Source organism: Pseudonocardia halophobica (assembly GCF_050948485.1).
Lineage (GTDB): Bacteria > Actinomycetota > Actinomycetes > Mycobacteriales > Pseudonocardiaceae > Pseudonocardia > Pseudonocardia halophobica.
Genome location: NZ_CP192046.1, coordinates 2225768 through 2236537 on the forward strand (window position 1 = coordinate 2225768; position 10770 = coordinate 2236537).

10 protein-coding genes are annotated in these 10770 nt (G+C 73.9%); 1 reads left to right on the top strand and 9 read right to left on the bottom strand.

Annotated features, from left to right (window positions below):
* The first annotated feature begins 90 nt into the window (after positions 1–90).
* The gene (locus ACQP04_RS10655) at positions 91–1974 is read left to right on the top strand and encodes an FAD/NAD(P)-binding protein (RefSeq protein ID WP_433506888.1); all 1884 of its coding nucleotides are present in this window, start codon (positions 91–93) and stop codon (positions 1972–1974) included.
* A 71-nt stretch (positions 1975–2045) separates the two neighbouring features.
* Here ACQP04_RS10655 and ACQP04_RS10660 read toward each other — a convergent pair whose 3' ends face one another.
* The 9 genes from ACQP04_RS10660 to ACQP04_RS10700 all read right to left on the bottom strand — a co-directional run bounded on the left by ACQP04_RS10660 (position 2046) and on the right by ACQP04_RS10700 (position 10695).
* Positions 2046–3026, bottom strand: a complete 981-nt coding sequence (locus ACQP04_RS10660) for a sulfite exporter TauE/SafE family protein (protein WP_433506889.1) — start codon at positions 3024–3026, stop codon at positions 2046–2048.
* Between the two features lie 90 nt (positions 3027–3116).
* A complete protein-coding gene (locus tag ACQP04_RS10665) occupies positions 3117–3242 on the bottom strand; it encodes a hypothetical protein (protein WP_433506890.1) in 126 nt (41 codons plus the stop codon).
* Between the two features lie 285 nt (positions 3243–3527).
* A complete protein-coding gene (locus tag ACQP04_RS10670; protein WP_433506891.1) occupies positions 3528–4229 on the bottom strand; it encodes a sirohydrochlorin chelatase in 702 nt (233 codons plus the stop codon).
* A gap of 45 nt (positions 4230–4274) precedes the next feature.
* A complete protein-coding gene (locus tag ACQP04_RS10675) occupies positions 4275–5552 on the bottom strand; it encodes a sulfate adenylyltransferase subunit 1 (protein WP_433506892.1) in 1278 nt (425 codons plus the stop codon).
* A gap of 2 nt (positions 5553–5554) precedes the next feature.
* The gene (gene cysD / locus ACQP04_RS10680) at positions 5555–6469 is read right to left on the bottom strand and encodes a sulfate adenylyltransferase subunit CysD (RefSeq protein ID WP_433506893.1); all 915 of its coding nucleotides are present in this window, start codon (positions 6467–6469) and stop codon (positions 5555–5557) included.
* A 31-nt stretch (positions 6470–6500) separates the two neighbouring features.
* A complete protein-coding gene (locus ACQP04_RS10685) occupies positions 6501–7214 on the bottom strand; it encodes a phosphoadenylyl-sulfate reductase (RefSeq protein ID WP_433506894.1) in 714 nt (237 codons plus the stop codon).
* Complete coding sequence (locus ACQP04_RS10690; protein WP_433506895.1) at positions 7211–7381, bottom strand: Insertion element protein; 171 nt, start codon at positions 7379–7381, stop codon at positions 7211–7213. Before ACQP04_RS10690 ends, ACQP04_RS10685 begins: the two co-directional genes overlap by 4 nt.
* A 73-nt stretch (positions 7382–7454) precedes the next feature.
* Complete coding sequence (locus tag ACQP04_RS10695) at positions 7455–9125, bottom strand: nitrite/sulfite reductase (RefSeq protein ID WP_433506896.1); 1671 nt, start codon at positions 9123–9125, stop codon at positions 7455–7457.
* A 274-nt stretch (positions 9126–9399) separates the two neighbouring features.
* The gene (locus tag ACQP04_RS10700; RefSeq protein WP_433506897.1) at positions 9400–10695 is read right to left on the bottom strand and encodes a serine/threonine-protein kinase; all 1296 of its coding nucleotides are present in this window, start codon (positions 10693–10695) and stop codon (positions 9400–9402) included.
* Between the last annotated feature and the right edge of the window lie 75 nt (positions 10696–10770).

Sequence of the window (10770 nt, forward strand, 5' to 3'; positions counted from 1 at the left end):
ACCCCACCCCGGCGCGGGGGCAGGACCCCTGGGAATACCGGAGGTGGGTCGATGCGCTGCACAGTCGGAAGGCCGACCGCCGGGAGGACGATGAGCACCGCCATCGCGATCGTGGGGGCCGGGCCGCGCGGCGTGGGGATCCTGGAGCGGATCTCGGCCAGCGCGCCCGAGCTGTTCGGCGACGCCCTGGACGTCCACCTCGTCGACCCGTACCCGGCGGGTGCCGGGCGGATCTGGCGCGACGCGCAGTCGCCGCTGTTGGCCATGAACTCGATGACCGCGGACGTCACGATGTACACGGACGACTCGGTGGTGTGCGACGGGCCGATCATCCCCGGGCCGTCGTTCTGGGAGTGGGCGCAGGAGCTGTCCGAGGCCGACCTCGCCGACTGGCCGCCGGAGCTGGCCGCCGAGCTGCGCGCCGTCACCGCCTCGACGTTCCCGAGCCGCCGGCTGCAGAGCCGCTACCTCGCCGCGGTGCTGCGTGCGGTCGTCGCCGACCTGCCGGACAACGTCCGCGTGCACGTGCACGCCGCCCGCGCCACCGGGCTGACCGAGCGCGCCGGGCGGCAGGTGCTGGCCGTCGAGGGGGAGCCCGCGCTGACCGTCGACGCCGTCGTGCTCGCGTCGGGGCACCTCGACGCCACTCCGACACCGGACGAGCAGGCACTGCTCGACGCCGCCACCGCGCGCGGGCTGCGGTACCTCCCCCCGGAGCAGACCACGGACTCGGACCTCTCGGTCGTCGAGCCGGGGGAGACCGTGATCGCACGCGGGCTCGGTCTCGCGTTCGTCGACCTGATGGTGCTGCTGTTCGAGGGGCGTGGGGGCCGGTTCGAGGAGGGCCCCGGCGGGCTGAGCTACGTGCCGTCGGGCCGGGAGCCGCGGCTGGTCGCCGGGTCGCCGCGCGGTGCCCCGTACCACTCCAAGACGCACTACCAGCTGCGCGCGGGCCGCCCGCCGGTGCCGCGGTTCCTCACCCCGGCCGTGGTCGACGCGTTGCCGCGGCCGCTGGAGCTGCGCCGCGACCTCTGGCCGTTGATGGCCAAGGAGATCGCATTCGGCTGGTACCACGAGCTCTTCCTGGGCCACCCCGAGCTCGTCGCGCTGCCGTGGACGGAGTTCGAGCCGCGCTACGCCGCGCTCGACTGGGACTCACCGGAGATGACCGAGCTGCTGGCGTCGGCCGTCCCCGACCCGATCGACCGGATCGACTTCGCAGCCCTGGACCGGCCCTTCGACGGGCTCGCGGCCGGGTCGTTGGAGGAGCTGCAGCCGCTGGTCCGGGCCCGGATCGCCGAGGACCTGCGCCAGCACACCGACGAGCGGCACACGCCGCACCTCGGCGCGTTCACGGCCATGCTCGCCGTCTACGGGGAGATCACCCGGGTGCAGGGCGCCGGTCTGCTCTCGGCCGCCTCGCGGGCCCGGGACGTCCCGTGGTGGCAGAGCTTCTTCAACTCGGTCGCGAGCGGCCCGCCCGGGTTCCGGGTCCGGCAGCTGCTGGCGCTCTCCGAGGCGGGGTTCGTGCAGTTCCTGGGCCCGGGCATGTGGGTCGACCTCGACGACGACGGCTTCCGCGCGGGCAGCACCACGCTGGCCGGGGCCCCGCCGGTCCGGTCCACGATCCTGGTCGACGCCCGGCTGCCCGACCCCAGCGTCGAGCGCACCGCCGACCCGCTGCTGGCCGGCCTGCGGGCCACCGGCGAGGTGTCCGAGGAGGTCCTGCGGGACGCCTCGGGCGCGGTCCTGCGGCACACCGGGCTGGTCCGGGTGCGGCCGGCCGACGGGGCACTGATCGACGCGGCCGGTCACGCCCACGAGCGGCGGTTCGCGGTCGGGCCGCACACCACCGTCAAGGTGGCGGGGGCCTTCACGCGGCCCGGGATGAACGCGCAGAGCCTGCGCTACAACGACGCCGTCGCCCGCGCCGTCCTGCTGTCCCTGCCGGGCGCGCGCAGCGCCGCCGCCTGACCCCGCTCCCACACAGACGAACGGCGCTCTCGCTCACATCTGCTGACCGAGAGCGCCGTTCGATTCGGGGGTCAGTCCTCGTCGGGGAGGGGGCGCGGGGTGGAGTCGGAGGGGATGCGCTCGGTCGACCCGCCGGCCGTCGCACCAGCCAGCTCCCGGCGCTCGGATGCCGGCCGCGCGGCCGCGGCGGCGCGGGTCCGGCGGAGCCGCTGCACCGAGACGGCGACCGCGGCGACCCAGGCCGCGACGATCAGCGTGTAGGCCACGGCGAGCACGGGGCCGGAGGCGTCGAGCGCGTCGAGGATCGTACGGGCGTTGGTGAACACGATGATGCCGCCGACCGCGGTGCCCAGCACCGGCGCGGGGATCTTCGTGACCAGCCAGGCCGCGATCGGCGCGGCGACCAGGCCGCCGAGCAGCAGGCCGCCGACCGTCCACGGGTCGAGGACGGCGCTGCCCAGCCCGAGCAGGAACCCGATGCTGGCGCACAGCGCGACCAGGAACTCCGAGGTGTCCACGGACCCGATCACGGTGCGCGGCGCCGTCTTGCCCGCGGTCAGCAGCGCGGGCGTCGCGACGGGACCCCACCCGCCGCCCCCGGTGGCGTCGACGAACCCGGCGACCAGGCCCAGCGGCGACAGGAACGTCGAGCGGTGCGGGGAGCGCCGGGCCGTGGCCTCGCGGGGCGGGCGGACCGAGAAGCGCAGCAGGATGTAGACGCCCAGCGCCAGCAGGATGCCGGCCATGATCGGGGCGGCGTCCTCGGTGGACAGCGCCGACAGCACCGTGGCGCCGAGGAAGGCGCCGATCGCGCCCGGCACGCCGAGACGGAGCACGAGCTTCCAGTCGACGTTGCCGAAGCGCCAGTGCGAGGCGCCGGCGGCGAGGGTGGTGCCGACCTCGGCGAGGTGCACGGAGGCGCTGGCGGCGGCCGGGTTCACGCCGGCGATCAGCAGCAGCGACGAGGACGTGACGCCGTAGGCCATGCCCAGGGCGCCGTCGACGAGCTGGGCGCCGAGGCCGACCAGGGCGAAGACGATCAAGGTGCGCATTGCGGTGGTTCTCTCGCGGTGGTGGGCGCGCGCGGCCACGGCGAGCGGGCCTGGGCGCGGCGCGGTCGAGCAGGGGAGCGACGACGAGGGTCAGCGACAGAGCTCGTCGAAGGCGTGGCCGCGGCGCGACGGCCAGAACAGCTCCAGGTCCGAGGCCCGGAGGGGCCGCACGGCGAAGGCGCCCGGGGAGAGCGGGCGCAGGTCGTCGGCGGGCACGACCCCATCGTGCGATCACGGGCGCGGAGCCTCAACCGGGCGTCCGTGATGCGGGAGCAGCGGTAAATGTCCGTACGAAACGGTGCTGGTCGGAGCGGGGTCCTGACGTGCGGGGACGTCGCGGAGAACGATCGTTCGCCCTGCTCGGCGTGGTCAGTCTCTCAGAGCTGTGCGCTCGTGGTGTCCGCGCCGGTCCCCGGGTGCGGAGGGGAGTGGACCGGACATCGGGGTGTCGTCGAGGAACCTGACTCCATGATCACCCGGCCCGGGCCGGAGCCGGGTGGGTCAGGCGGCAGCGGGCAGCAGGGTGGCGGCGGCGGCGCGGTAGCGCGCCAGCACCACGTCGGAGATCGCGGGGTGGGCGCCGAGCGCCTCGGCGACGGGTGCGCCGGCGGCCTGCTCGTGCACCCGGTCGAGCAGGCGGCCGGGGGCGAGGAACCAGGAGGCGACGGCGATGCGGCGCGCGCCGCGGGTCCGCAGCTCCGCGACCGCATCGGTGATCCCGGGCGAGGCGGTGGCGAAGGCGGCGACCGTGTGCGGCCAGCGCTCCGCCAGCCGCTGCACGACGGCGTTGGCGGCCTGGTGCGAGGAGCCCGTGCCGGCGAGCACCAGGCCCAGACCGGGGTCGCCGGGGGCCAGGCCGAGCGCGGCGAGCCGCTCGGCGGCGACGTCGAGCAGGGCGGGGTCGGGCCCGAGGACGTCGGCGACCCGGACGTGCGGCGCCCCGGACTCCTCCACGACGGCCGGGATGTCGACGCGCGCGTGGTACGCCGAGCCGAGCAGCAGCGGCACCACGACCGCGGGCCCGTCCAGGTCGGCCAGCACCTCGCCGAACGCGGGCTCGTCGAAGTCGAGGAAGGCGGGCCGGACGTCGAGCGCCGGGGCCCGTGAGCGCACGACGTCGACGAGGTCCCGGACGGTCGTCGAGGACCGCGGGTCCCGGCTGCCGTGCGCGACGGCGACGAGGGTGGGAGTGGGAGAGGCCATCAGAGGTCAGTTCCGATCATGCCGCCGCTCCCGTCCCGCGAGTGGTCACTCGGCGGGGCTCAGGGCCAGCGGTGTGCCGACCAGGCCGGCGGCGAGCGTGTTGCCCGTCGGCGGGTCGATCAGCAGGAAGCTGCCCGTGGCGCGGATGTCGGCGTATTCGTCGACCGGAAGCGGGTCCGCCGTGCGGACCGTGACCCGGCCGATGTCGTTGAGCGACAGGGCGTCCGCCTCGACCTCGGTGAGCGTGTCCGTGTCGATCCGCGACTCGGGGGCACCCACCACGACCTGGGTGGTCCGCGTGCCGTGCTTCAGGAGCAGGCGGGCGTTCGGCCGCAGGGGCTTGTCGCTCAGCCAGCACAGCGTCGCGTCGATCTCCGAGGTCACGGAGGGCTGCGCGTCCACCGCGACGAGCATGTCCCCGCGGGAGATGTCGATGTCGTCGGCGAGCCGGATCGTGACCGAGCGGCCTGCGGTGCCCTCGGCGAGCGGCCCGTCGGCGGTGTCGACGTGCGTCACCGTGGTCTCGCGGCCCTCCGGGAGCACCACCACGGTGTCGCCGGGCGCGACCGTGCCGGAGGCGATCTGACCGGCGTAGCCGCGGTAGTCGTGCAGCTCCTCGGTGCGGGGGCGGATCACGTACTGCACCGGCATCCGGAAGGGCTTCGCCACCTCCGGCCCGACGACGGGGACGGACTCGAGGTGCCCGAGCAGCGTCGGCCCGTCGTACCAGGGGGTGCGCTCCGACCGCTCCACCACGTTGTCCCCGACGAGCGCGGACACCGGGATGGTCTGCACGGCGTCGTCGGCGAACCCGAGCGACTTCGCCAGCCCGGTGAACTCCTTCTCGATCGCGCGCAGGGTCTCCTCGTCGTACCCGACCAGGTCGATCTTGTTGATCGCCAGGACGAGCCGCGGGACGCGCAGCATCGCGAGCACGGTGGCGTGCCTGCGGGTCTGCTCGACGATCCCGTTGCGGGCGTCGACGAGCAGCACGGCGAGCTCCGCCGTGGACGCGCCGGTGACCGTGTTGCGGGTGTACTGGACGTGCCCCGGGGTGTCCGCGAGCACGAACTCCCGGGTGGGGGTGCCGAAGTACCGGTACGCGACGTCGATCGTGATGCCCTGCTCGCGCTCGGCGCGCAGGCCGTCGACCAGCAGCGAGAGGTCCGGTGTGGACAGTCCCTTGTCGACGGACGCGCGATGCACGGCCTCGATCTGGTCCGCGAGCACCGACTTGGTGTCGTAGAGCAGCCGTCCGACCAGCGTGGACTTGCCGTCGTCGACGGAGCCCGCCGTCGCGAACCGGAGGAGATCCTTGCCCATGATCAGAAGTACCCCTCGCGCTTGCGGTCCTCCATGGCGGCCTCGGAGAGGCGGTCGTCGGCGCGGGTGGCGCCGCGCTCGGTGAGCCGGGAGGCGGTGACCTCGGCGATGATCTCGTCGAGCGTGGTGGCCGTGGACTCGACGGCGCCGGTGCACGACCCGTCGCCGACCGTCCGGTAGCGGACCGAGAGGTTCTCGACCGTCTCGGTCGAGCGCGGCCCGCCCCACGGGCCCTCGGCCAGCCACATGCCGTCCCGCTTGTACACCTCGCGCCGGTGCGCGTAGTAGATCGACGGCAGCTCGATCTCCTCGCGCTGGATGTAGCGCCAGACGTCGAGCTCGGTCCAGTTGGAGATCGGGAACACCCGGACGTGCTCGCCGGGGGCGTGCCGTCCGTTGTAGAGGTTCCACAGCTCGGGGCGCTGCTTACGCGGGTCCCAGCGGCCGAACGCGTCCCGGAGCGACACGATCCGCTCCTTCGCCCGCGCCCGCTCCTCGTCCCGGCGCCCGCCGCCGAACACGGCGTCGAACTTGTTCTCGACGATCGCGTCGAGCAGCGGCTGGGTCTGCAGCGGGTTGCGGGTGCCGTCCGCCCGCTCGACCAGCCGGCCGTCGTCGATGTAGTCCTGCACCTTCGCGACCTCGAGCCGCAGGCCCAGGCGCTCGACGATCGAGTCCCGGAAGTCGATGACCTCGTCGAAGTTGTGCCCGGTGTCCACGTGCAGCAGCGGGAACGGCACCGGCGCCGGCGCGAACGCCTTGACGGCGAGGTGCACCAGCAGCGTGGAGTCCTTGCCGCCGGAGAACAGGATCACCGGGCGGTCGAACTCGCCGGCGACCTCGCGGAAGATGTGGATGGACTCGGACTCGAGCGCGTCCAGCGCGTCGAGCGTCGCCTTCTTCTCCAGGGTCGTCATGCTCGATTCCTCGGTGCCCTCGCAAGCTCGGTCACGTGTGCAGCCCGCATTCGATCTTCGACGTGCCCGCCCAGCGGCCGCTGCGCGGGTCGGCCCCGGGGAGGGGCTTGGCGGTGCAGGGGGCGCAGCCGATGCTCGGGTACCCCGCCCCGACCAGCGGGTTCACCAGGATCCCGTGGTCGGCGATGTACTGCTCCATCTCCTCGTCGCTCCACGCGGCGATCGGGTTGATCTTGACCAGCCCGAACTTCTCGTCGTAGGTGACCAGGGGGGTGTTCGCGCGGGTGGGGGCCTCGACGCGGCGGACGCCGGTGACCCAGGCGTCGTACTTCGCGAGGGTGTCCTGCAGCGGCGCGACCTTCCGCAGCGCGCAACACCGGTTCGGGTCGCGCGACCAGAGGTCCTTGCCCTCGGCGGCGTCCTGCTCGGCGACGGACTGCGCGGCCTGCGCGTTGACCATCCGCACGTCGTAGACCTGCTCCACGGCGTCGCGCGTGCCGATCGTCTCGGCGAAGTGGTAGCCGGTCTCCAGGAAGAGGATGTCCACGCCGGGCCGGGCCTTCGCGGCCAGGTCGACCAGCACGGCGTCCTGCATGTTCGACGCGACGATCAGGCGGTCGCCGAAGGTCTCCGCGGCCCAGGCCAGCACCTGCTCGGCGGTCGCGTCCGGGCCCAGCTGCTCCGCGCCCTGCTCGGCGACGGCGCGCAGGTCGGTCTCCGTGGCGGTTCGGACAGCAGCGCTCATGACTCGACTCCCTCCGGGATCCCGATGCCCACGAACGTCACGACGAAGGTGCGCAGGCACGACGCGCACCACCAGGCGGCACCGGGCACCTTCTCCGAACGCTCGGCGGGGACGAGATCTTCCTCCCCGCAGTACGGGCAGTGGTACGGGACGACGCGCGAGTTCACTTGCCCTCCTCGCCGGCGCTCGTCGGCCGCGTTCGCGGGCTCACTGTGCTGAATGGTGACCTCGCGAGCTCGGTCACTTGAGGTCGTCCTCGTCCGCCCGCAGCACCCACTGGGCGAAGCGCTCACCCTGCTCGCGCTGAGCGACGTACTTCCGCACCACCCGCTCGACGTACTCGCCGAGCTCCTTGCTCGTGACCTTGAGCCCGCGCAGCTTGCGACCGAAGCCGGCGTCGAGGCCCAGCCCGCCGCCCAGGTGCACCTGGAAGCCCTCGACCTGGTCGCCCTCGGCGTCGCGCACGATCATGCCCTTGAGGCCGATGTCGGCGACCTGGGTGCGCGCGCAGGAGTTCGGGCAGCCGTTCAGGTGGATCGACACCGGGGTGTCGATGTCGCCCTGGATGTCGGCGAGCCGCTCCTCCAGGTCCGTGACCAGCCGGATCGCCCGCTCCTTGGTCTCGACGATCGCGAGCTTGCAGAACTCGATCCCGGTGCAGGCCATGGTCGCGCGCCGCCACGGCGAGGGGTTCGCCTGCAGGCCCAGGCTCTCGGCCTCGGCGACCAGGGCGTCGACGGCGGCGTCGGGCACGTCGAGCACGACGACCTTCTGCTGCGGGGTCAGCCGGACCCGCCGCGACCCCGCGGACTCGGCGGCCTTGGCCAGCGCGACCAGGGTGTCCCCGGAGACCCGACCGGACGCCGGGGCGAGGCCGATGTAGTTGGCGCCGTCCTTCTGCTTGTGCACGCCCACGTGGTCGATAGGGCGCTCCGGGATCGCCGGGGCGGGCCCGTCGACCAGCGCGCGGCCCAGGTACTCCGCCTCGAGCACGCGGCGGAACTCCTCCGCGCCCCAGTCGGAGATCAGGAACTTGAGGCGGGCGCGGTTGCGCAGCCGCCGGTAGCCGTAGTCGCGGAACACCGACACGACCCCGGCCCAGACCTCGGGGATCTCGTCGAGGGGGACCCACGCGCCCAGCCGCTGCGCGATCTTGGGGTTGGTGGACAGGCCGCCGCCGACCCAGAGGTCGAAGCCGGGCCCGTGCTCGGGGTGCTCGACGCCGACGAACGAGATGTCGTTGACCTCGTGCGCGGTGTCCTGCTGCCAGGAGATCGCCGTCTTGAACTTGCGGGGCAGGTTCGAGAACTCCGGGGACCCGATGTAGCGGTCCAGGATCGTGCGGATCGCGGGCTCCGGGTCGACCGGGTCCGCGGCGGCGATCCCCGCGACGGGCGAGCCGAGGATCACGCGCGGGGTGTCGCCGCACGCCTCCGTGGTCAGCAGGCCGACACCCTCGACCTTCTCCCAGATCGCCGGCATGTCCTCGACCTGGATCCAGTGGTACTGGATGTTCTGCCGGTCGGTGATGTCCGCGGTGTTGCGCGCGTACTGCTGGCTGACCTCACCCAGGACCCGTAGCTGCTCGGTGGTGAGGGCGCCGCCGTCGCACCGGATCCGCAGCATGAAGTAGCGGTCGTCGAGCTCCTCGGGCTCCAGGGCGGCCGTGCGGCCGCCCTCGATCCCCGGCTTGCGCTGGGTGTAGAGGCCCCACCAGCGGAAACGGCCCCGCAGGTCGGCGGGGTCGATCGAGTCGAAGCCGCGCTTGGCGTAGATGTTCTCGATCCGGGTGCGGACGTTGAGCCCGTCGTCGTCGCGCTTGCTGCGCTCGTTCGGGTTCAGCGGCTCGCGGTGGCCGAGCTTCCACTGGCCTTCGCCGCGCTTGCGCTTGGCAGGGGTTTCCGTGGGCATGGTGGTGGGAGCTCCTGAGCTCTGCGGGGGCGGCGTCGGGGCATGCCGGGACGTTCGGGATTCCGGCGCGGACCGGGGGCCTGGTCTGACGGGGTCGAGGGCGCGGCGTGGCGCTACCGTCGACAGAGCGCGCTGTTCACCCGGTGCAGGTCCACGTGGCGTCGTGCCACGAGGCGCAGAGTCAGCGCAGTCACGTACCACAGGGTGCCACGCTGTCCGGACCAAAGGCCACCGGGCGCCCGGATGCTGGGAGGGGATTCACAGGCGCCGGGCGTCAGTCCCGGTTGCGGCCGTTCCCGTTCCCGTTGCCGTTCCCGTTGCCCCGGCTGCCGTCGTCGCCGTCCTCGTCGTCGAGCTGGTCGAGGTAGTCGCGGAGGTCGAACTCCTCGTCCTCCTCGTCCTCGCGCAGGACGACGCGAGGCGCGCGGGTCGGTACGGGCTTCGGGGTGGGCGTGGCCTGCTCGAGCGCGGCGCCGGCAGCGGTCGCGAGGTGCGGCACCGGCTGGGTCGTCGGCGCCGCCGGCTCGGCGGGAGCCGTCGGCGCCGGGGTGGGGACGACGGCGGCCGGCGCGGTCTGGGTCGGGCCGGAGAGCAGGCTCGTGCCGAGGACGACGACACCACCGGCCGCGACCACGCCGCCGGCGACGACGGTCGCCAGCCGTCGGCGCGGCGCGGGCCGGGCGGGGGAGCGGTGCCGGGCCTGTGCGGGGACGGGCAGCGGCGTGGTGAGCGGGCGGGGGACCGCGATCTCGCCGAGCCGCTCGCCGACCTCGGCGGCGCTCGGCCGGGCCGCGACCTCGTCGGCGGTCATCGCGATCAGCAGGGTGCGCAGCGGGGGATCGAGGTGCGGCGGCACGTCGGGGCGGCGGTGGATGCGCGCGACCGCCGACTCCAGGGCCGCGCCGGCGTACTCGCGGCGCCCGGTCAGCGCCTCCAGCAGGACCAGGCCGAGGGAGTAGACGTCCGCGGGCGGGCCGACCTCGCGACCCTTCACCTGCTCGGGGGCCATGTAGGCGGGCGTCCCGACGGCGAGGCCGGTGGTCGTGACGCGGGTGGCGTCGAGCAGCCGGGCGACGCCGAGGTCCGCGAGGAAGGCGCGGCCGGTGCGGTCGAGCAGCACGTTCGCGGGCTTCACGTCGCGGTGCACCACACCGAGCGCGTGCAGGTGGGCGAGGGCGCCGGCGATCACGGTGCCGATCGCGACCACGCGCTCGTCCGGGACCGGGCCGAGCTCGACCAGGTCGGCCAGCGACCCGCCGTCGACCAGCTGCATGACGACGAAGCCGCGGCCGCCGTCGGCCCCGCCGCCGTCGACCCCGCTGTCGAGGACCTCGACCAGGGCGGGATGGCGCGGGACCTCGTCGAGCCCGCGGACGCCGAGCCTGCGGACGTCGATCCCGGGGTGCAGCACCTTGACCGCGACCGCCCGGCCGGTCCGCAGGTCCGTGGCGCGGTGGACGTGCGCGGTACCGCCCACGCCGATCAGCTCGTCGAGCCGGTACCGCTCGCCGAGCACGTCGTGCCCCGCGTCCGAGCCGGGGTCCGCCCCGGTGCCCGTCCCGATCTCCATGCCCTGTGGGACCTCCGTCTTCCGCCGTCGCGGCGGCGGCCGCGCGGTGGGGTCCTTGGTACCCCATCCGGGTCG

Bases quoted from the DNA above. Each gene is read 5' to 3' on its own strand.
- cysD (WP_433506893.1), bottom strand. From the start codon at position 6,469: ATGACGACCCTGGAGAAGAAGGCGACGCTCGACGCGCTGGACGCGCTC.
- ACQP04_RS10695 (WP_433506896.1), bottom strand. From the start codon at position 9,125: ATGCCCACGGAAACCCCTGCCAAGCGCAAGCGCGGCGAAGGCCAGTGG.
- ACQP04_RS10670 (WP_433506891.1), bottom strand. From the start codon at position 4,229: ATGGCCTCTCCCACTCCCACCCTCGTCGCCGTCGCGCACGGCAGCCGG.
- ACQP04_RS10655 (WP_433506888.1), top strand. From the start codon at position 91: ATGAGCACCGCCATCGCGATCGTGGGGGCCGGGCCGCGCGGCGTGGGG.
- ACQP04_RS10660 (WP_433506889.1), bottom strand. From the start codon at position 3,026: ATGCGCACCTTGATCGTCTTCGCCCTGGTCGGCCTCGGCGCCCAGCTC.
- ACQP04_RS10675 (WP_433506892.1), bottom strand. From the start codon at position 5,552: ATGGGCAAGGATCTCCTCCGGTTCGCGACGGCGGGCTCCGTCGACGAC.
- ACQP04_RS10700 (WP_433506897.1), bottom strand. From the start codon at position 10,695: ATGGAGATCGGGACGGGCACCGGGGCGGACCCCGGCTCGGACGCGGGG.
- ACQP04_RS10685 (WP_433506894.1), bottom strand. From the start codon at position 7,214: ATGAGCGCTGCTGTCCGAACCGCCACGGAGACCGACCTGCGCGCCGTC.